The organism is Citrobacter freundii complex sp. 2025EL-00176 (genome assembly GCF_053309355.1).
The window spans coordinates 351,244-373,639 of sequence record NZ_JBRYHT010000002.1 but is presented as its reverse complement, the minus strand read 5'-3'; the positions used below and the strand labels follow the sequence as shown (position 1 = coordinate 373,639).

The following is a 22,396-nucleotide window of genomic DNA, read 5'->3' as shown; positions in this document are numbered from 1 at the left end:
ATTAGCTCTCCTGTGGAATGACGATATGGTCGATAACGGCGCCGGGGGTAACAATCTGGTCAGGCTGCAGCTCGCCTGTTTCAACCATTTCATCAGGTTCAACCAGCGTGATGTCAGCGGCGAGAGCAATCAGAGGGTTAAAGTTTCGGGCGCTGAGCTGGTAGGTGAGGTTGCCAAGCATGTCAGAGCGATGGGCGCGAATAAGCGCTAAATCGGCGCGCAATGGGCGTTCAAGCAGCCAGGTTTTGCCCTCGAGCGTCATGGTCTGCTTACCATCTTCCACGATGGTGCCAACGCCGGTAGGCGTCAGAAAACCACCAAGACCCGCGCCGCCGCAGCGTATTTGCTCGATCAGGGTACCTTGCGGAACCAACTGTACGTCCATCTCGCCGGCAATCATGCGACGACCGGTTTCCGGGTTGGTACCAATGTGCGAGGCAATCACTTTGCTCACCCGCCCATTGACGATCAATGGCCCGATACCGGTATCGACAAATGCAGTATCGTTAGCAATCAACGTCAGATCTCTGACGCCGGATTCCAGCAGGGCTTCAACCAGGCGAGGCGGTGTGCCAACCCCCATAAAACCACCGACCATGATGGTCATGCCGTCACGAAAGAAGCTTGCAGCGTCTTGTAAGGTAATCAGTTTTGTTTTCATTATGTTTCCCTTTTGCATACTCCATGTTGGGTACGCTCAGGGAAGTGCAAGCAGGATGCCAGGATGATTAAAAAGACACGTTAATCTTTATCGTTTTGAATTTATTGATTTATTTATATGTTTTTGACGAGGTGGTAAAGCGAGGGGCTATGCAGAATTTTGCGCAGTGTGCAAAATTCTGCATAGCAAATTTGCGTCTCAGGAACCCGAAGGGTCGATGCCGTACTCTTGTAATTTATACATCAGGGCGCGTCGGCTAATTCCCAGCATCAACGCCGTGCGGGTGCGATTGCCATCCTGACTGTTGAGGACTTCGAGGATAATGCGTTTTTCCTCACGCTTAATCTCTTCTTTCAGATTGCGCTCCCCGGAGTGAGTCGGTTTTGTCTCTGTCGTGGCGCTCACCGGGTTGCGGAAAGCGTCGGGGAGATCGTCGGCAAAAATTATCGCGCCAGTATTCATAATGACGGCCCGTTCGATGACGTTTGACAGTTCACGAATGTTACCCGGCCAGGGCCAGGCGGTGAGCATCGACATTGCCGTCGGGTCGATCTCGATAATATCGCGCTGATTTTCAGCGCTGAATTTTTGTAAAAAGTGGTTGGCGAGTAAGGCAATGTCTTCACGACGCTCGCGTAAGGGAGGCAAAGTTAAATGGATAACGTTGAGCCGGTAAAAAAGGTCTTCGCGAAACGTTCCTTCCTTCACCATGGTTTGCAGGCAGCGGTTGGTGGCGGCAACGATACGAATATCAACGCGAATGGTCTGGTGCCCGCCGATGCGTTCAAACTCTCTCTCCTGCAAAATACGCAGCAGTTTGGCCTGCAACACCAGCGGCATCTCACCAATTTCATCAAGCAACAGCGTTCCCTGATGAGCGCGCTCGAACAATCCCTGACGCAACGTCTGTGCCCCGGTGAAAGCGCCTTTTTCGTGACCAAATAGCTCGCTTTCCAGCAGCGACTCCGGCAGAGCCGCACAGTTAACTTTGATAAAGGGGCCATTGGCGCGTTTGCTGTTGTAGTGAATGGCGCGGGCGATCAGCTCTTTTCCTGTGCCGCTTTCACCGCTTATCAGGACACTGGCCTGTGAGAGGGCGATTTTCGCCGTGTCTTTACAGATATCCATCATACGCGGACTGTTGGTCAGAATATGCCCCCACTGCCAGCTGGTGCTCAAGGCTTTGTGTAGATTGCGGATTTCCTGTTTCATCTCCTGCAGTTGCAATGCGCGTTGAATCACCATGCTTAGCTCGTCGAGATCAAAAGGTTTAATCACGTAATCAAATGCGCCGCTACGTAGCGCTTCTACTGCGGTTTCGACTTCGGCGTAAGCGGTCATCAGAATGACGGGGATCCGTGGTTGTTGCGCGCGCATCACTTTCAGCGCGTCGATGCCGTCCATCTCCGGCATGCGAATATCCATCAGCACGACGTCTGGCTGCGTTTCGCTAAACAGGCTCAGCGCGGCTTTCCCGTCGCTGGCGCAATGCGTTTCATGCCCTTGCAGGGAAAATGCGGTGGCAAGCATACGGCGAACATTTTCTTCATCATCAACGATGAGAATACGGTATGTCGTTTTCATTCTGACGGATTTCCCTGCGGGTTAAGAGGTAAAATCAGGGTGAATATTGCCCCACAGCCGGGTTGGCTGGTGACGTGGATATCCCCCTGATGCGCATTGATGATGCGCTGGCTCAGCGCCAGTCCAAGACCAGTGCCTGACGCTTTTGTCGTAAAAAAGGGATCGAATATTTTCTTCTGGATGGCGAGATCGATACCATTGCCATTATCTTCAATCATCACGGCCTGTTGTGAGGCCGAGTATTGCCAGGTGCGAATGCGAATTTCGCCTCGCGCAGCGATCGCCTGTACCGCATTGATTAAAATGTTGAGGATCACCTGCTTGAGGAGTTCGCGATCGGCGACGATCGGCGGCAGGCTGGGATCTAATTCCGTGGTAAAACCAATCCGTGCCTGAAGGCCGGCGGTTTGCACCAGGATTAGCGTTTCTTCAATTAACGCATTGAGCTGAATCTGCTGCCACTGGCTTTGTCGCGGGCGTGAAAAATCTAACAGTTGTTGAATAACTTTATTGATGGAATCAATTTCGTTAAGCACAACAGATAAATACTCCTGATGTTCGGGCAGGGAGGTTTGCTGGCGGATGATCTGGACGTAGCCACGAATTGCGGTCAGCGGGTTTCGCACTTCATGCGCGACCCCGGCCATCAGTTCACCCAGAGTGGCGAGCCTTTCGGTTTGCGCCAACCGACGCTGGGTCTCTTTCCGGGCGGTTAAATCGGAGAAAATAACCAGTGCGCCAATCAGTTCGCCGTGTGCGTTATGGATCCGACTGGTGGTAACACTTATCTCAATGGTGCGTTCTCGTCCCGGAAAGCTAATCTCCTGAGCCACGTGCTCAGTACCGTGCTCGAGAGTATCCAGTACCGGGCTATGAAACTGCGTGTTGGCAAACAGCGTCGCATAGGACTGTCCGACCAGCTCATGCAGCGTGTAGCCAGTTATCTGTTCTGCCGCCGGGTTCATGGTGGTGACGTCGCCTTGTCTGTCGATGGCGATCACACCATCTGCGGCATTTTCAATAATCAGATCGTTGAGGGTTTTGGTTTCCCGTAGCGTTTGCGCCAGCGCATTCACGCTACGGCTGATTTGTCCCAACTCGCCGGGAAGTTCAGGCAGTCGGGCGGGCGTTTTTTGTGCCAGCGTTGAGAGCCCATCAGTGATGATGTCGATATTCGCACTGAGTCGACGTGAAAAATGCACGATCAGCAGCAGACTAAAGATGAGCCCGGTAACCAGTATGGCAATTATTCTGACGTCCATTCTCCAGGCCTGCTGGCGGATATCTTCGGTTAGCTCATTGGCCCAGATATACCCAATAACCTCTCCCTGGCGCTCTATTGGGATCATGGAGTTGAGTATGTCGCCGCGAACCTGTCGTCCTGAATAGACCACTGGCGCATTACTACTCATCACTTCGCGTCCCGGATGATCGTCGGTGATAGTGATACCTACATTGCTCTGATACAGCGCAGAGGGCGCGTAGGTGATAATGGCATCCAGCGCTTTGTGATAATACCCTGCGCCAACGCCGGGAAATGCCCGGGTAATTCGCTCGGTAACGGGGGCTAACTCATGATTAAGCGCCCGAATGCGCGCTTCGCGCGGCAGGTTATCGTAGTCATTAAAGCTGTCGCCCAGTGCATCGTTTAGCAGAGCTATGACTGATGACAGTTTTTTCTCTTTTTCAGATAAGACTGCTGAACGGCCTTCAGTTTCTACGATATAACCTATGGATATCGTCGGAATGATGACCATCAGAATGGCCATCATGATCATTTGGTTGCGTAATCGTCGTGGGTATAACCGACGAGCCAGCCATCTCAGGTCGCGCATTCTGACATCCGTGCAGTGTTTTTCAGGCAAACGACGATTATCACGGGTTAAGACAATGGTTTCAGAGCGGTGTATCATATTCCCGTAAAGAGAGGGCATTGCGACGCCGGACATTTACCGCTACCTTAACCACACTCTATTAATGCCCTGAGGCGGAGCTTCGCCCCTTTGAAATACCTTGCTTCCGTTCATTCAACCCTAAAAGTCTCACGCTACCTGTTCAGAGCGTTGGCGCTCCTGATCTGGTGTCTGATCGCTTTTGCCTCCGTGTTCTACATTGTGAACGCGCTGCACCAGAGAGAGTCTGAGATCCATCAGGAGCTTAACCTCAGCTCCGATCAGGCCCAGCGTTATATCCAGCGCACATCGGATGTTATTAAAGAGCTTAAATATATTGCCGAGAATCGCTTAACGGCGGAAAACGGCGTGATGTCGCTGCGGGCGCGGGATGACAAAACCGTCGTACCCAATTTTGAGCCGCTGTTTGCCGACTCCGACTGTTCGGTGATGGGCAATGCCTGGCGAGGTTCTCTGGAGTCGCTGGCGTGGTTTATGCGCTACTGGCGTGACAATTTTTCTGCTGCCTATGATTTGAATCGCGTATTCCTGATCGGCAGCGACAATCTCTGTATGGCGAATTTTGGTCTGCGTGAGATGCCCGTCGAACGTGACCAGGCCCTGAAAGCGCTGCATGAGCGCATTATTAAGTATCGTAATGCGCCGCAGGATGAAAACGGTAATAACCTGTTCTGGATTAGCCAGGGGCCGCGTCCTGGCGTGGGCTATTTCTATGCTCTGACGCCGGTTTATCTTGCCAACCGTCTGCAGGCGCTGCTGGGCGTGGAACAACCTATTCGCATGGAGAACTTTTTCACGCCGGGCAGTTTGCCGATGGGGGTGACCATTCTCGATGAAAATGGTCATGCGCTGATTTCGCTCACCGGCCCTGAGGGTAATGTTAAGGCTGAACCACGCTGGATGCAGGAGCGTTCCTGGTTTGGCTATACGCCGGGTTTTCGCGATCTGGTGCTGAAGAAAAATCTGCCGCCGTCATCGCTGAGCATTGTGTACTCGGTTCCGGTTGATCTGGTGCTGGAGCGGATCCGCATGATGATCCTGAATGCTATCCTGCTGAATGTGCTGGTCGGCGCGGCTTTATTTATGCTCACGCGTATGTATGAGCGGCGTATTTTTATTCCTGCGGAAAGCGATGCTCAGCGCCTGGAGGAACACGAGCAATTTAACCGTAAAATCGTGGCTTCCGCGCCGGTGGGGATTTGTATTTTGCGCACGCTGGATGGTATTAACATCCTGAGTAATGAACTGGCGCATACCTATCTGAACATGCTGACGCATGAAGACCGGCAACGGTTAACGCAAATCATCTGCGGCCAGCAGGTCAATTTTGTCGATGTGCTGACCAGTAACAATACCAATCTGCAAATCAGCTTTGTGCATTCGCGCTATCGCAATGAAAACGTGGCAATTTGCGTCCTGGTTGACGTCAGCGCGCGCGTTAAAATGGAAGAGTCGTTGCAGGAGATGGCCCAGGCGGCGGAGCAGGCGAGTCAGTCCAAATCGATGTTCCTTGCGACGGTGAGCCATGAGCTGCGTACACCGCTGTATGGCATTATCGGTAACCTCGATTTGTTGCAAACCAAAGAGTTACCCAACGGAGTGGATCGCCTGGTGACGGCGATGAATAACTCTTCCAGCCTGCTGTTGAAAATTATCAGCGATATTCTCGATTTCTCGAAAATCGAATCTGAACAGTTGAAGATTGAACCGCGCGAGTTCTCACCGCGTGAAGTGATGAGCCACATTACAGCAAACTATCTGCCGCTGGTGGTGCGTAAGCAGTTGGGATTGTACTGTTTTATTGACCCGGATGTGCCCGTCGCGTTGAATGGCGATCCTATGCGTTTACAGCAGGTGATCTCTAATCTGCTGAGTAACGCGATCAAGTTTACCGATACCGGCTGCATTGTGCTGCATGTGCAGTGTGACGGCGATTATCTCAGTATCCGTGTGCGTGATACCGGGGTGGGTATCCCCGCCAAAGAAGTGGTCCGTTTGTTCGATCCTTTCTTCCAGGTAGGCACTGGCGTACAACGTAATTTCCAGGGAACCGGGCTCGGTCTGGCTATCTGTGAAAAACTGATCAGCATGATGGATGGCGATATTTCCGTTGATTCAGAACCGGGAATGGGCAGCCAGTTTACGCTACGTATTCCTCTTTATGGCGCCCAGTATCCACAGAAAAAAGGTGTAGAGGGACTGGCTGGTACCCGTTGCTGGCTGGCGGTGCGTAACGCATCGCTGTATCGCTTTGTCGAATCCAGCCTGACGCGTAACGGGGTGACGGTGCTGCGTTATGAGGGGCAGCGCCCGGATGCTGATGATTTGCTGGTTGCCGACGATGTGCTGGAACAGGCGTGGCAAGGACGTGCTGCGGTAATTTTCTGCCGTCGCCATATTGGGATTCCATTGGAAAGGGGGCCAGGGGAGTGGGTGCACAGCGTAGCGTCACCGCACGAACTGCCCGCGCTGCTGGCGCATATTTACAGCGTTGATCTGGGGAGTGAAGAACTTTCCACGGCGCTACCCGCCCCGGATAAAGTCGGTGCGACCAACGATGACATGATGATACTGGTGGTCGACGATCATCCTATCAACCGGCGTTTACTGGCCGATCAACTGGGATCGTTGGGATATCAGTGTAAAACGGCGAATGACGGTGTTGATGCACTCAATGTACTGAGTAAAAACCATATCGACATCGTGCTGAGCGACGTCAATATGCCAAATATGGATGGTTATCGCCTGACGCAGCGTATCCGTCAGTTAGGCTTAACGTTGCCGGTTGTGGGCGTGACGGCAAACGCGCTGGCTGAAGAGAAGCAACGTTGTCTGGAGTCCGGTATGGATAGCTGTCTTTCCAAGCCAGTGACATTAGATGTATTGAAGCAAACGCTGACGGTCTATGCGGAAAGAGTGAGGAAGGCGCGGGGATAAGAGATGCCTTATCAGGCCTACGGAACAACCTGTTCGTAGGCCTGATAAACGCAGTGCCATCAGGGCAGTTAATTACTCTTTATCTGAAGGACTCAGCGTCACGGAAGAGAGGTAATTCAACAGCGCGATATCGTTTTCTACACCGAGTTTCATCATCGCCGATTTTTTCTGGCTGCTGATGGTTTTAATACTGCGGTTGAGCTTTTTGGCAATTTCCGTAACCAGGAAACCTTCGGCAAACAGACGCAGAACTTCGCTCTCTTTCGGTGACAGACGTTTGTCGCCATAGCCACTGGCGCTGATTTTTTCCAGCAGACGAGAAACGCTTTCCGGGGTAAATTTCTTGCCCTTTTGCAGTGCAGCCAGCGCTTTCGGCAGGTCTGTTGGCGCGCCTTGCTTCAGAACAATCCCTTCAATATCGAGATCCAGTACCGCGCTCAGAATGGCCGGGTTATTGTTCATGGTCAGCACAATAATCGACAGGCTCGGGAAATGGCGCTTGATGTATTTAATTAACGTGATCCCATCACCGTATTTATCTCCCGGCATGGAAAGGTCGGTAATCAACACATGAGCATCTAACTTAGGCAAATTGTTGATCAGTGCTGTGGAGTCTTCAAATTCGCCGACAACATTAACCCACTCGATCTGTTCAAGTGATTTACGAATACCGAACAGTACAATCGGGTGGTCATCGGCAATAATTACGTTCATAGTGTTCATGTATTGGGCTACCTTGCTACAGCAAGCTCTTGACGTATGCGTCAATGTCGCTGATGTATTTTTCTATACCTGGAGCATCTTTCTCTTGAATAAGATGTTCCAGCGCTTCACATAACTGCTTGCCGGGTACCAGATTAAGCATGGCAAACACGCCTTTCAGGCGATGAGCCGTTTGGGCTAACGCAGCGAAATCACTGATTGCTGCCTCAGTATACAACCTCTTAACATCATCCGGTACTGTGTCTACAAAGAGTGCATAGTAACCGCTGGCATGAAGTTCAGCGTTTTCATCTCCGCCGAGGGGGAGCTCCTGGAGCTCTTCTTGTGCCAACTGCTCTTCTATCAGCTCGAGGACAGCTTCCTGCATAGCATTGCTCATATTAAAGTTGACGCGCAGCTGACCGGGGCCAATTTTCCGTACGCCAGACTCATCATCGCTTAAAAGCAAGCCCGAGGCAGTAAGATTAGACGGATTATCTGTTAAAAAGAGATCATATTCTTGACTATTCAACCGTTCATCGGGCGTGATGCAGGTTGCCCCCCAGTTTTCCAGTTGACGTAATACAATGCTCCGTACGTCATTAGAGGTCACATCAACCATCACGCAGACGTCATCTAACAGGCGCTCTTCACTATCAGCATGTTGATCGTGCAGCGGCATTTTAACATGGACTATATAACGTGTTCCAAGCTCTTCCCGCGCTTTAATGTTCAGGTGTCCACCCAGCTTACGGGCTAACTGATCGCACAGCCAAAACGTTAACGGGTTGGCTTTGCCATAACGATCGCCTTGGGTGTCATTAATGAACGGGAAATGCAGGTTATCAACTTCCTGCAACGTGACGCCTTCCCCGGTATCCAGAATGCGGAAGGTCAGACGTTCAGCCTCCGATTCATCCTGGTCGACTTCCAGCGTGATTTTACCAATTTGCGTGGTGGTTACCGCATATTGAATCAGCAGCAGCAAAATACGGCGCAGGGCATCGCGGTCGCCACGGCGTTCGTCATGAGCGCTAAGGTGATTTTTAATCAGTAGCTGCAGCCCTTTACGCCTAATAGCCGGCAACACCTCCGGGACCACATCGTCAATCAACGCCTGCACGGAAAACAGCGTCGATTCACCTTTCCACGCGTCGCTTTCCAGCAAGTTAGCCAACTGGATTTCATCCACCATACGAACCAAAACGTCAGCCTGATTTGCCAGTTTTTGGCTGTCGGGGGTATTGAGCGCGGCGGCATTAGCAGCCAGTGTTTTAGCGGGGTCTTTCAGCGCATTACCAATATTCTGCATAAAGGCCGCGCGGGCCTGCTGGTTTTTCTCATACAGTCGCTGTGCTTGCTTCAACTTCTTATTAACCAGCACTTCGCGGTCCTGGTCACGAATGATAAAGATCTGCGTTCGCGATGAGATCTGACTGCGAAATAGCCTGATTTCATACAGTTCATTATTGATCGTGGCTTGAATGACGCCCTGATGCTGTTCCGCCATATTGGTAATGTTTTGCAGATTTAAATGCGGCAGCAGGTGGTCGGCAATTTTATTGCTAATTACCGTGCGGTTGGCTTCTTGATCGTGCACCAGTAATCCCAGCGGCAACAGGGAAACAATTTCTTCATTGATCGCACGCAGGATCCGCAGTTCATTATTCGCCGCAAGATTTGGCGCCACTTCCGTGGAACGGGCAGGAAGGTGACGAAAGGTGGTATAACCAAACAGCGCCAGGGCCAGCAACGCGATGTTCAGTAACAGCGGTAGTAGAATGTTCTGCAGCGTATCGAGTAGCAATGAGCCAAACGGAACCTGCCAGACCAGCCGCATATCCGTTGAGTCCAGCGCCGATGAGATCTCAATTTTGCTGTTGTTGAAGCTAATACTGACGCTGTCAGGCGACTCTTTTTCATTAACATGTTCAGTCGTTGAGCTGGCATCAGGTACCAGATGGAAACTGTCCAGCGGCATGCCGGCAGGGATCAGGTCATTAATCGGCAGGTCAAAGGCGACAACTGTTGCCAGATGTCCCGGCTGATTAAAGGTCGTGCGTAGCGTGAAGTAATGTCCGTTTTGCCAGACCAGACGGCGCAGCGATGAGAAGCTTTCACGCTCATCCAGCGCATTGGCCTGCTGCAGCATTTCAGCGCGACGGGAGTCGACAATATTACCGATCGTCGATTCCTTAAAGCCGGAAGTGAGATCTTTCAGCGGCAATGTTGAGATAAGGATCAGGCTATTGTCCTGACCATTGAGGTAATACATTGACCATGGGACATTTTCCGCGCCCCATAGCGTATCCAGATAGGTTGAGATACGTTGGGTCATCTCCAGCGTAGAGCTGTCATGCGAGCCGAAAATCAGCGCCTCGGTCTTTCTGCGAGGTTTCTCAAGATAGTAGACGTCTTGCTTCAGGCGAGTTTCCTGCAGCCCTTCTGCGCCAGGCGAGCTGGCCGTGGCGGCGATATTGTCATAAATTTGCCAGGTCACGTATCGCCAGGTATCGACCCTTTTATGAATAGCATGAGTGATATCGACAATCTGATAGCTCTTATCCTTTAGCCAGGTATTGACGGCGCTCTGGACCATGACGCCCATCATCACCAACAGCACCACGATCAGTAATAAGAAGTAACGGGTAATATTTCCCGGTAGTAGGGAAAATCGGGTAGAAGCCGTTGTGTCAGACTGACTCATTCGTGTTTATGACCTGTTAAACGACGCGAAACATGAAGGGGCAGTATAAAGGGTAATGTATGAATTGCCATACCTGGAGCATGCCACAGAGTTTGTATTGTCTGCGCCGCATTTTGCTGAAACCACGATGATGCAAAGATGTACAGCGAATAATAGCGGGTACAAATATTTTGTAGTGAATGTATACATTTAGCATTAAATAACAAGAAATTAATAATAAGATTTATTTCTGTTCTCGACATGACGGGATGGTTAATAGTCGTGATAGTTGTTCATCGGTAGCACAGAACAGTCAGTTTTGTGTAAAGAAGAGTAAAAAAAAACCGAACGCAGAGCATTCGGTTGAAATAGGGGTAAACAGACATTCATGAATGAATGACGGTAATAAATAAAGTTAATGATGATAGCGAGTCTATTTTAGTTGCGAGTGAAGATTTTTTTTTATCATTCAGTGCTATGGTTGTGATTTGTTTAAATTATTGATTTTTATTTATTTTATAATAATTCTTGACTATTCGTGCTTATTCTCTCCATTTTCTTAATTAAAAAAAGTTCCCTTTTGTTAATATTTTGAAACATCTACATGGATAAATGAAACATCTTTAAAGTATTAGTATCATATTCGTGTTGGATTATTCTGTGTTTTTGCGGAGAATGAAGTTGCCGACTGGTTAATGAGGGTTAGCCAGTGAGCAGTGGCATAAAAAAGCAATAAAGGCATATAACAGAGGGTTAATAACATGAAAGTTAAAGTACTGTCCCTCCTGGTACCGGCTCTGCTGGTAGCAGGCGCAGCAAATGCGGCTGAAATTTACAACAAAGACGGCAACAAATTAGACCTGTACGGTAAAGTCGATGGTCTGCACTATTTCTCTGATGACTCTACTAAAGATGGTGATCAGACCTATATGCGTATCGGCTTCAAAGGCGAAACCCAGGTTAACGACCAACTGACCGGTTACGGCCAGTGGGAATACCAGATTCAGGGTAACTCCTCTGAAAACGAAAACAACTCCTGGACCCGTGTGGCGTTTGCTGGTCTGAAATTCGCTGATGTAGGTTCTTTCGACTACGGTCGTAACTACGGCGTGGTTTACGATGTAACGTCCTGGACCGACGTTCTGCCAGAATTCGGCGGCGACACTTACGGTTCTGACAACTTCATGCAGCAGCGTGGTAACGGCTTCGCGACCTACCGTAACACCGATTTCTTCGGTCTGGTTGATGGCCTGAACTTTGCCATTCAGTATCAGGGCAAAAACGGTAGCCCGGAAGGCGAAGGTATGACTGGTGTGACCGGCAACGGTCGTGAGGCACTGCGTCAGAACGGCGACGGCGTTGGTGGATCCATCACTTATGATATCGGTGAAGGCTTCGCGCTGGGTACTGCAGTTACCAGCTCTAAACGTACTGACGAGCAGAACAAGCTGAACTTCGGTACCGGCGATCGTGCTGAAACTTACACCGGTGGTCTGAAATACGACGCGAATAATGTGTACCTGGCAGCACAGTACACCCAGACCTACAACGCAACGCGTGCGGGTAACTTGGGCTGGGCGAACAAAGCACAGAACTTCGAAGCCGTTGCGCAGTACCAGTTCGACTTCGGTCTGCGTCCGTCCGTGGCTTACCTGCAGTCTAAAGGTAAAGACCTGGGCCGTGGCTATGGCGACGAAGATATCCTGAAATATGTTGATGTTGGCGCAACCTACTACTTCAACAAAAACATGTCCACCTATGTTGATTACAAAATCAACCTGCTGGATGACAATGATTTCACCCAACGTGCCGGTATCTCTACCGATGATATCGTAGCACTGGGCCTGGTTTACCAGTTCTAATCTGCGTTCATGTTGTTAAAAGGCCCTGCGGGGCCTTTTTTAATGCTTTTTTTCCGCCGTACAAACAACGATTTTTGGTGTACTCTTGCGCCCGTTCGCATGAGGATAATTACGTATGGAAATGAATTTTTATCGCGCAGCGCTAATAGCTGTGACGATCTTTTTTGTCGGGTGCGATGAAGCTCCGAAACCGGCTCAGGCCACACAACCCGCCACCGTTCTGGAAGGTAAAACGATGGGCACCTTCTGGCGGGTCAGCGCGGTGGGCGTGGATGGCAAACGCGCCAGAGAATTGCAGGCGAAGATCCAGACTCAGCTTGATGCTGACGATCAGCTTCTTTCGACCTATAAAAATGAATCTGCCCTGATGCGCTTTAATCTGTCGAAAAGCCTGTCGCCGTGGCCGGTTAATGACGCGATGGCGGATATCGTCACGTCGGCGCTGCGAATTGGCGCGAAAACCGATGGGGCGATGGATATCACCGTGGGACCGTTGGTCAACCTGTGGGGTTTTGGTCCGGATCAGCAACCCGTGCACATTCCCACTCAGGCGCAAATTGACGCCGCAAAAGCGCAAACCGGACTTTCACATCTGAAGGTAGTGAATGAGGCACAACGTAACTACCTGCAAAAAGACTTGCCGGATCTGTATGTGGATCTGTCTACCGTTGGTGAAGGTTATGCCGCCGATCATCTGGCACGACTGATGGAGCAAGAGGGGATCGCCCGTTATCTGGTTTCCGTTGGCGGTGCGCTAAACAGTCGAGGTATGAATGCGGAAGGACATCCATGGCGGGTGGCGATCCAGAAACCAACCGATCGTGAAAACGCAGTGCAAGCGGTTGTCGACATTAACGGGCACGGCATCAGCACCTCCGGTAGCTACCGAAACTATTACGAGCTGGACGGTAAACGCCTGTCGCATGTTATCGATCCGCAAACCGGTCGTCCGATCGAACATAATCTGGTGTCTGTGACGGTGATAGCCCCTACAGCGCTGGAAGCTGATGGCTGGGATACCGGTTTGATGGTGCTCGGCCCGGAAAAAGCCAAAGAGGTGGTGCGTCGTGAAGGGCTGGCGGTGTATATGATTGTGAAAGAGGGGCAAGGGTTTAAAACCTGGATGTCGCCGCAGTTTAAAAGCTTTCTGCTCAGCGAAAAAAATTAAAAAGCAAGATTGCGGGTTTTTATACCTGGCTATCAGGACACACTGAGGCTAAGCGCTATGCTTAACAAAGGAGTCCATAATGAAAAGTCGTTTACGCATAACTGATGATGACCGTTGGCAGTCTGTTGTGGATCGTGATGCTGACGCCGACGGTCAGTTTGTTTTCGCCGTCCACACCACCGGTATTTTCTGCCGTCCGTCCTGTCGGGCGAAGCATGCGCTGCGCAAAAATGTCAGTTTCTTTGCTGATGCCCAGCAGGCGCAGGACGCCGGGTTTCGGCCCTGTAAACGCTGTCAGCCGGATAAAGACAGTGCGCAGCAGCATCGGCTGGACAAAATAGCCCACGCCTGTCAGTTGCTGGAGCAGGAGTCGCCCCTCACGCTGGATGACCTGGCGCAGCAGGTGGCGATGAGCCCGTATCATTTACACCGCCTGTTTAAAGCCACGACGGGCATGACCCCGAAAGCGTGGCAGCAGTCCTGGCGCGCTCGTCGTCTGCGCGATGCCCTGGCAAAAGGGGCGCCAGTAACCCAGGCAATTCTGAACGCCGGATTCCCCGACAGCAGCAGCTATTACCGACAGGCGGATCAGGCGTTAGGCATGACCGCCAGGCAATTTCGCAAAGGCGGCGACAACGTTTCTGTGCGCTATACCCTGACAGATTGCGCCCTGGGTCGTTGCCTGGTGGCGGAAAGCGAACGCGGTATCTGCGCGATCTTGCTGGGTGATGATGATGCTACCTTGGTTGCGGAACTGCATGAGCTGTTTCCCGCCGCTCAGGATGAAGCAGCCGATGCCGATTTCCAGCAGCATGTGCGTGAAGTCATCGCCGTGATTAATACGCGCAATACGCCGCTGTCACTGCCGCTGGACATACGCGGGACCGCATTCCAGCTGCAGGTGTGGCAGGCGCTGCGCGCAATCCCATGTGGTAAGACGGTTAGCTACCAGCAGTTAGCCAGCGCCATCGGCAAACCGAAAGCGGTACGCGCGGTGGCCAGCGCCTGCGGAGCCAACAAGCTGGCGATTGTCATCCCGTGTCATCGGGTGATCCGCAATGATGGTGCGCTTTCGGGCTATCGCTGGGGGATTGCGCGCAAGGCGAAGTTACTGCAACGAGAAACCACTGGGGAGGAAACGTAATGCTTGATCTCTTTGCGGATGAGAAACCCTGGCAGGAACCGCTGGCATCCGGCGCGGTAATTTTGCGACGTTTTGCCTTTGAGTCCGCACCGTCTTTACTGCAAGCGATCGCGGCTGTCGCCAGACGGTCGCCGTTTCGCCAGATGGTGACGCCCGGCGGTTACACGATGTCGGTGGCGATGACCAACTGTGGCCATTTGGGCTGGACGACGGATCAACATGGCTACCTTTATTCTCCGTTTGACCCGCTATCCGGTACGCCCTGGCCGCCGATGCCGGATACTTTCGCGGACCTGTGCCAGCAGGCGTCATCCGCAGCAGGCTATGCCGATTTTCAACCCGATGCCTGCCTGATTAACCGCTACACGCCAGGGGCGAAACTGTCATTACATCAGGATAAAGACGAACCAGACCTGCGGGCGCCTATCGTTTCTGTCTCACTGGGATTACCGGCCATCTTTCAGTTTGGCGGTTTGCGCCGTAATGACCCTTTAAAGCGTTTACTGCTGGAGCATGGCGATGTTGTGGTATGGGGTGGGAATTCGCGGCTGTTTTATCATGGGATCCAGCCGCTTAAGACAGGGTATCATCCGTTAACCGGTGACTGCCGTTACAATCTGACGTTTCGCCAGGCTGGTAAAAAAGAATAAAAATAAGAATTATTATTGCTGTCGGCAAAGAGATGTTTAAACTGCGGGCTGTTATTACTTGCCCGGGTTGTTTGCATGGAACTTTTACTTCTTGTCTGGCGGCAGTATCGCTGGCCATTTATCAGCGTCATGGCACTCAGCCTCGCCAGCGCTGCGTTGGGAATTGGGCTGATTGCGTTTATTAACCAGCGCCTGATTGAAACGGTCGACACCACGTTGATGGTGCTGCCGGAGTTTCTTGGCCTGCTGCTGTTGTTGATGATTGTTACCCTTGGCTCACAGCTGGCGTTAACCATGCTGGGACACCACTTTGTTTACCGCCTGCGTAGCGAATTTATCAAGCGTATTCTGGACACCCACGTCGAGCGTATCGAACAGCTTGGCAGCGCCTCGTTGCTGGCCGGTTTAACCAGCGATATCCGCAACATCACCATCGCTTTTGTCCGTCTGCCTGAGCTGGTGCAAGGGATTATCCTCACCATCGGGTCGGCGGCGTATCTGGCGATGCTATCAACCAAAATGCTGCTGGTGACGGCAATCTGGATGGCAATCACCATCTGGGGCGGGTTTGTACTGGTCGCGCGGGTATATAAACATATGGCGACCCTGCGCGAAACAGAAGACAAATTGTACAACGATTACCAGACGGTGCTGGAAGGGCGCAAAGAGTTGACGCTCAACCGCGAGCGCGCCGAGCATATCTTTAATCAATTATACGTCCCGGATGCCAAAGAGTATCGTCACCATATTATCCGCGCCGATACCTTCCACCTCAGTGCAGTAAACTGGTCGAACATTATGATGCTGGGCGCCATTGGCCTGGTGTTCTGGATGGCTAACAGTCTGGGCTGGGCGGATACCGCCGTGGCGGCGACCTATTCGCTGACGCTGTTATTCCTGCGTACGCCGCTGCTCTCTGCCGTTGGCGCACTGCCGACGCTGCTCACCGCACAGGTCGCATTTAACAAGCTGAATAAGTTTTCACTGGCGCCCTTTAAGGCCGAATTCCCGCGCCCAACTGCGTTTCCGGACTGGCAAACGCTGGAGCTGCGTAACGTGGTCTTCCACTATCAGGATAACGCGTTCTCTGTCGGGCCGGTAAATCTGACTATTCGTCGCGGGGAACTGATCTTCCTGATTGGCGGCAATGGTAGCGGGAAATCCACACTGGCTATGTTACTGACCGGATTGTATCAGCCGCAGTCAGGCGAGATCCTGCTCGACGGCAAAGCGGTTGCTGTCGAAAAACCAGAGGACTATCGCAAGCTGTTCTCCGCCGTGTTTACCGACGTCTGGCTGTTCGACAAACTGCTCGGTCCGGAAGGTAAAGAGGCCGATCCGGCGCTGGTGGCGAAGTGGCTTGAACATCTGAAGATGGGTCACAAGCTTGAGCTGAACGATGGGCGTATTCTCAATCTCAAGCTGTCGAAAGGGCAGAAAAAACGCGTGGCGCTGCTGCTGGCGCTGGCGGAGGAGCGCGACATTATTCTGCTGGATGAATGGGCTGCCGATCAGGACCCTCACTTCCGCCGTGAGTTCTATCAGGTGTTATTGCCGCTGATGCAGGAAATGGGTAAAACCATCTTCGCTATTAGCCATGACGATCACTATTTTATTCACGCCGATCGTCTGTTGGAGATGCGTAACGGACAGTTAAGTGAATTAGTGGGCGATGAGCGTGATGCCGCCTCGCGTGATGCCGTCGCTCGTACTGCGTAATCCCAGCAACCGCCGGTTTTTTATCCGCCCGGCGGTTCCGTTTATTGTTATTTACATAAATCGGCATCATGATTAATGATATTTCATATCATGGATTTATGATTAATGTCCGCATTCAACAAAAACAGCGCCAGACTGCGTGATGAAGAGCGTGCGCGCCTCATCTGGCTGCTGACCACTGATAAAGCCATTATTTCCACGCTGTTGGGCAAGCTTACCCTGGCTGAGCAATATGACGTCGGTACCTTAGCCGACGATATTGCTGAGGTAGGGGCGCTGGTGGCGCACCTGCCGCCGCCGGATCTGGCCGATACCCTCGAAGCATTACCCTCTGAAGAGCGCCACGCCCTGTGGCGGCTGGTCGAAAATGAAAAACGCGGTAACGTCTTGCTTGAGGCGTCAGAAAACGTCTGGGACGACCTGATTGATGAGATGAGCGACCGCGAGCTGCTGGATGCGCTGCAATATCTCGATATCGATGAACAGATTTACCTGGTCCAGCATCTGCCGCGTAATCTCACAGGCCGTCTGCTGGCAACGTTACCCGCAGAGGAGCGGGCGCGCGTGCGCCAGGTGTTGCACTACGAGAAGAATCGCGTCGGTGCGATTATGGAGTTCGAAGTCATCACCGTGCGCCCGGACGTGACGCTGGAAGTGGTGCAGCGCTATTTACGGCGGCTCGGCAGGATGCCGGAGAACACCGATAAACTTTTCGTGACCGATCGTAATAAGGTGCTGGTCGGCGAACTGACGCTAACCTGTATCCTGCTCAATGATGTGCAGCGTAAAGTCTGCGAAGTGATGGAAAATGACCCGCTCACCTTTTCCCCGGAAGACATTGCCGAAAACGCCGCGCGTACGTTCGAACGTGACAACCTGGTCAGTGCCGCGGTGGTTGATCCTGCCGGTAAGTTGATGGGCCGTTTGACCATCGATGAGATCGTGGATGTGGTATACGAAGAAACCGATACCGATCTGCGTCGAATGGGGGGCTTGAGCGCTGAAGAGGATGTGTTTGCTCCGGTTACCAAAGCGGTAAAAACCCGCTGGGCATGGTTGGCCATTAATCTCTGTACCGCCTTTATCGCCTCGCGGGTCATTGATGGCTTTGAACATACGATCTCGCAACTGGTGGCGCTGGCTTCGCTGATGCCGATTGTGGCAGGGATCGGCGGCAATACCGGAAATCAAACTATCACCATGATCGTTCGCGCGCTGGCGCTACAAAATATTCAGCCGGGAAACCTGACGTTTTTGATCCTGCGTGAGATGGGCGTGGCGCTGGTAAATGGCCTCGTCTGGGGTGGGATTATGGGCGGCATTACCTGGTGGCTGTACGATGATATGGCGCTCGGCGGCGTGATGACTCTGGCGATGATGCTTAATCTGCTGATGGCGGCGTTGATGGGGGTGATTATTCCCATGACCATGGTGAAGCTCGGGCGCGACCCGGCGGTCGGCTCAAGCGTCATGATTACGGCAATTACCGACACCGGCGGTTTCTTTATTTTTCTCGGTCTGGCAACGCTGTTTCTGATGTAGCCGCGCGTTTACGTCTGACGATGCGCGGCAGGATGAGCATGGTCATCACTCCGGCAACCACGCCAATCGCCAGGTTGCCGGTAGAGACCGTTGCGCCGACGGTTATCAGCATGACCAGTGTTTCAGTGGCGGGGATTTTGGTCAGCGTGGTGGGCTGAATGCTGTGCCAACTGAAGGTTTTCACCGCCACAATCACCATAATTCCCGCCAGCACCGACATGGGTATTTTCGCCATGACTTCGCTCAACGCGGTGACTAACAGCAGCAATACAAGCCCGGCGGCAATCGTCGAAATGCGGCTGCGTCCTTTGCCCATCTCGACGTTAACGATGGTTTGACCAATCATCGCGCATCCGGCAATACCGCCATAAAATCCGGCCAGAATATTGGCTATCCCCAATCCAGCGCTCTCTCTATTCTTATTCGACGGTGTCACCGTCAGGTCATCCACCAGACGGGCGGTTAACAGCGATTCCATCAAACCGACAAAAGCGATGCTCAGCGCACAGGGCCAGATAATGGCCAATGTTTGCAGGTTGAGCGGCACTAACAGCTGCGTTATTCCCGGAAGTCCACCGCTCATTGAACCTTCATCACCGACGGTTGGTAACAGTTGTCCGCTGCTTACAGTGAATACCGTCAGCAGCACGATGGCGATAAGCGGCGCGGGGATTGTTTTAATAAACCGTGGAACCCACAGCACAATCAGCAGTGTCAGGACAAACAGTCCCCAGATTAGCGGGCTTTTACCCCAAAAATGCGGGACCTGAGCAAAGAAAATCAAAATGCCCAAGGCGTTGACAAAGCCGGTCATGACGGCTGTAGGAATGAATCGCATCAGACGCGCCATCCCTGATACGCCAAACAGGATCTGGATAATCCCAGCCAGCGCCACCGCAGGCAGAATGTACTGCACGCCGTGTTGATGCACCATCGGACCAATCACCAGCGCAACCGATCCTGCAGCAGCCGTAACCATTGCCGGACGGCCACCTAAAAAAGACATGGCCAGGCACAACACGACGGAAGCGATCAGGCTGACTTTAGGGTCGACGCCCGCAATAACGGAAAAAGAGATCACTTCCGGGATCAGCGCCAGGGCGGTTACCACCCCCGCCAGCGTTTCACGTACCAGCAGGCGGGGTTGTCGCAGTACGGTGCGGGTGCTCTGTTCTGTCACAGCAGAGGAGGAGTGTGTTGCAGACATAGTAACTCTCAGGTCAGAAAGGGCCTGATAACAGCAGACCGACAGGCATCCGTGCGGTGAATAGCAAAGCGCAGCATAGTACGCGTCTGACGGGCGGGTTTCCAGAAGTGATTGTCAATAACCGTATAAATTATCAACGTATTAATAACATTTTTAAAATTAAAATATAATTTATAAACAATATTTAATTATTTTTACTTAAGTGTTACCGTTAGTGCCGCTCGATTTTCACCTGCATTAAAAGCAAAAAGCGATACTAAAAGTAAGGCATTAACATTATGAAAAAAGTGACTGCCATGCTCTTCACCATGGCTGTAGGGCTGAACGTTGTCTCTATGGCAGCAAAAGCGAAAGCGGCGGAAGAGCAGGAAACGGATGTACTGTTGATTGGCGGCGGTATCATGAGCGCCACGCTGGGAACCTATTTACAGGAGCTGGAGCCACAATGGTCAATGACCATGGTCGAGCGACTGGATGGCGTCGCTCAGGAAAGTTCGAACGGCTGGAACAACGCCGGAACCGGCCACTCCGCACTGATGGAGCTGAACTACACGCCTAAAAAGGCCGACGGTAGCATCAGCATTGAAAAGGCAGTCGAAATCAACGAAGCCTTCCAGATTTCCCGTCAGTTTTGGGCTTATCAGGTTAATAATGGCGTGATGCATGAACCACGCTCATTTATCACTACCGTCCCGCATATGAGTTTTGTCTGGGGCGACGAGAACGTGAATTTCCTGCGCGCCCGTTACACCGCACTGCAGCAGAGCACCTTATTCCGTGGTATGCGTTATTCCGAAGATCACGCGCAGATTAAAGAGTGGGCGCCGCTGGTTATGGAAGGTCGCGATCCGAAACAGAAAGTTGCGGCAACGCGTACCGAGATTGGTACCGACGTTAACTATGGTGAAATCACGCGCCAACTGATTGCCTCGTTGCAGAAAAAGCCCAATTTTGCGCTGCAGCTCAGTACCGAAGTGCGTGGCTTTAAACGCAATGCGGACAATAGCTGGACCGTCACGGTTGCCGATCTCAAAAACAACGAAGCGGAACATGATATCAAGGCGAAGTTTGTCTTTATCGGTGCCGGTGGCGCTGCGCTGAAGCTGTTGCAGGAAACCGACATTCCAGAAGCAAAAGGCTATGCCGGATTCCCGGTTGGCGGCCAGTTCCTGGTGGCGGAAAACCCGGACGTGGTAAATAGCCACCTGGCGAAAGTATATGGTCAGGCCTCTGTGGGCGCGCCGCCGATGTCCGTACCGCACATCGATACCCGTATCCTCGATGGCAAACGCGTCGTGCTGTTTGGGCCATTCGCGACATTCTCCACTAAGTTCCTGAAAAACGGTTCGTTGTGGGATCTGCTCAGCTCGACCACGACGTCGAACTTTATGCCGATGGTCAACGTAGGCCTGGATAACTTCGATCTGGTGAAATATCTGGTAAGCCAGGTGATGCTGAGCGATGACGACCGTTTTGCCGCACTGCAAGAATACTATCCGCAGGCGAAAAAAGAAGACTGGCGTTTATGGCAGGCGGGTCAGCGTGTGCAGATCATTAAAAGTGATGCAGAGAAGGGCGGCGTGCTACGTCTGGGAACCGAAGTCGTCAGCGATAAAGAAGGTACGATTGCTGCGCTGCTGGGCGCTTCGCCTGGTGCGTCAACCGCGGCACCGATCATGCTGCATCTGATGGAAAAAGTGTTTAAAGATAAAGTCGCCAGCCCCGAGTGGCAGGCGAAGCTGAAAACGATTATTCCGTCTTATGGTACTAAGCTGAACGGAAACGTTGAGGCGACTGAACAAGAGCTGCAATACACCAGCGAAGTTCTGGGTCTGAAATACGACAAGCCGCAGGTTGCCGATGAAGCGCCAAAACCGCAGCTGAAACCTCAGGCTCAACCGCAGCCTGAGCAGAAAGCTGTGGCGGATATTGCGCTGTAAATAAAATGCCGGATAAGCGCAGCGCTTATCCGGCCTGGTTCATGCGTCTGTAGGCCGGATAAGGCAGTACGCCGCCATCCGGCACATTCTCACTTATCGCGCGATTGCGTCCTGAATCTTCTCTTCCGCTTTCCAGATACGGTATTTCACTTCCACGTTTTCCGGGGTGTAGACCACAATCGGCAGCTTGCTGTTGTAGCGCAGCATGCCGTCATCACCCAGATACGCGGTAATAAATTTCTTCTCTTTCTTACCGTCCGGGCAGGCCATCATGGTTGAAACCGGAGAGGTGACTTTGTCGAAAACATAGTAGTCGTATCCCCAACCTTCCAGCGTTTTGCTGTCCAGCTCTCCGCCCAGGCGGTGCTGGTTACAGTCAACTTCCAGCGTTTGTCCGATCAGCAGTTCTACTTTCAGAGTAGATTCATCTTTCTCAGGGGTAAGCTGGATAACCTGGCGCTTCATACCCTTTTCCGCTTGAGGATAAGGGGCGACTTTTTCCAGCGGCTGTGCGCCGGTATCGTTACTGGCAGCCCAGGCAGAGGTGCTGGCAAAGGCGGCGAAAAGTACGGCAGGGACAATTGTCTTCATCTTATTGTTCACAGTGTTTCCTTTCTTCTGTCTTATGAACGAGTCTGGGGCAGGTTAACATATTCGTATTATCTATTAATCTAGATTTAC

At 52.0% G+C, this 22,396-nt stretch carries 15 protein-coding genes; 8 read left to right on the top strand and 7 right to left on the bottom strand.

From position 1 onward, the window contains the following. Position 1: 1 nt before the first annotated feature. The 3 genes from atoD to atoS form a co-directional block, all read right to left on the bottom strand. The gene (gene atoD, locus ACVXHP_RS08845; RefSeq protein WP_316129722.1) at positions 2-661 is read right to left on the bottom strand and encodes an acetate CoA-transferase subunit alpha; all 660 of its coding nucleotides are present in this window, start codon (positions 659-661) and stop codon (positions 2-4) included. A gap of 198 nt (positions 662-859) precedes the next feature. Then, entirely contained in the window at positions 860-2,245 is a 1,386-nt protein-coding gene (gene atoC, locus ACVXHP_RS08840; RefSeq protein ID WP_447571305.1) for an acetoacetate metabolism transcriptional regulator AtoC, read from the bottom strand. Next, a complete protein-coding gene (gene atoS / locus ACVXHP_RS08835; protein WP_447571304.1) occupies positions 2,242-4,080 on the bottom strand; it encodes a two-component system sensor histidine kinase AtoS in 1,839 nt (612 codons plus the stop codon). The genes atoC and atoS overlap by 4 nt, the downstream gene beginning before the upstream one ends. A 168-nt stretch (positions 4,081-4,248) precedes the next feature. Here atoS and rcsC point away from each other — a divergent pair, with 168 nt between their 5' ends. Continuing rightward, positions 4,249-7,095 (top strand): two-component system sensor histidine kinase RcsC, encoded by a 2,847-nt coding sequence (gene rcsC, locus ACVXHP_RS08830; protein WP_447571303.1) that lies wholly within the window; start codon positions 4,249-4,251, stop codon positions 7,093-7,095. Between the two features lie 72 nt (positions 7,096-7,167). Here the strand turns inward: rcsC and rcsB are convergent, their stop codons facing one another. Beyond that, positions 7,168-7,818 (bottom strand): response regulator transcription factor RcsB, encoded by a 651-nt coding sequence (gene rcsB / locus ACVXHP_RS08825; RefSeq protein WP_003027592.1) that lies wholly within the window; start codon positions 7,816-7,818, stop codon positions 7,168-7,170. 16 nt (positions 7,819-7,834) lie between these two features. Continuing rightward, positions 7,835-10,504, bottom strand: coding sequence for a phosphotransferase RcsD (gene rcsD / locus ACVXHP_RS08820; RefSeq protein WP_447571302.1), 2,670 nt, complete (start codon positions 10,502-10,504; stop codon positions 7,835-7,837). Positions 10,505-11,244: 740 nt separating this feature from the next. On the opposite strand from rcsD, the gene ACVXHP_RS08815 reads away from it, so the two are divergent. The 6 genes from ACVXHP_RS08815 (at position 11,245) to mgtE (ending at position 18,568) form a co-directional block, all read left to right on the top strand. Beyond that, entirely contained in the window at positions 11,245-12,345 is a 1,101-nt protein-coding gene (locus ACVXHP_RS08815) for a porin OmpC (RefSeq protein ID WP_447571301.1), read from the top strand. Between the two features lie 115 nt (positions 12,346-12,460). Then, positions 12,461-13,513: an FAD:protein FMN transferase ApbE gene (gene apbE, locus ACVXHP_RS08810; protein ID WP_447571300.1), complete on the top strand. Its 1,053-nt coding sequence runs from the start codon at positions 12,461-12,463 to the stop codon at positions 13,511-13,513. 79 nt (positions 13,514-13,592) lie between these two features. Next, positions 13,593-14,657, top strand: coding sequence for a bifunctional DNA-binding transcriptional regulator/O6-methylguanine-DNA methyltransferase Ada (gene ada, locus ACVXHP_RS08805; RefSeq protein WP_447571299.1), 1,065 nt, complete (start codon positions 13,593-13,595; stop codon positions 14,655-14,657). Continuing rightward, positions 14,657-15,307, top strand: a complete 651-nt coding sequence (alkB, locus tag ACVXHP_RS08800; RefSeq protein WP_407062852.1) for a DNA oxidative demethylase AlkB — start codon at positions 14,657-14,659, stop codon at positions 15,305-15,307. The genes ada and alkB overlap by 1 nt, the downstream gene beginning before the upstream one ends. A 75-nt stretch (positions 15,308-15,382) precedes the next feature. Then, positions 15,383-17,026 carry a multidrug ABC transporter permease/ATP-binding protein gene (locus tag ACVXHP_RS08795; RefSeq protein WP_447571298.1) on the top strand — a complete coding sequence of 548 codons (1,644 nt, stop codon included), beginning with the start codon at positions 15,383-15,385 and terminating at the stop codon, positions 17,024-17,026. 105 nt (positions 17,027-17,131) lie between these two features. Beyond that, entirely contained in the window at positions 17,132-18,568 is a 1,437-nt protein-coding gene (mgtE, locus tag ACVXHP_RS08790; protein ID WP_447571297.1) for a magnesium transporter, read from the top strand. On the opposite strand, the gene ACVXHP_RS08785 is transcribed toward mgtE, so the two are convergent. Further along, positions 18,531-19,775 (bottom strand): SulP family inorganic anion transporter, encoded by a 1,245-nt coding sequence (locus ACVXHP_RS08785; RefSeq protein ID WP_447571296.1) that lies wholly within the window; start codon positions 19,773-19,775, stop codon positions 18,531-18,533. The two genes, mgtE and ACVXHP_RS08785, sit on opposite strands and share 38 nt — an antisense overlap. Positions 19,776-20,053: 278 nt before the next feature. Between ACVXHP_RS08785 and mqo the strand changes: the two genes are divergently transcribed. After that, entirely contained in the window at positions 20,054-21,715 is a 1,662-nt protein-coding gene (mqo, locus tag ACVXHP_RS08780) for a malate dehydrogenase (quinone) (RefSeq protein ID WP_447571295.1), read from the top strand. A gap of 93 nt (positions 21,716-21,808) precedes the next feature. Here the strand turns inward: mqo and eco are convergent, their stop codons facing one another. Continuing rightward, positions 21,809-22,306, bottom strand: a complete 498-nt coding sequence (gene eco / locus ACVXHP_RS08775) for a serine protease inhibitor ecotin (RefSeq protein ID WP_447571312.1) — start codon at positions 22,304-22,306, stop codon at positions 21,809-21,811. Positions 22,307-22,396 lie beyond the last annotated feature (90 nt).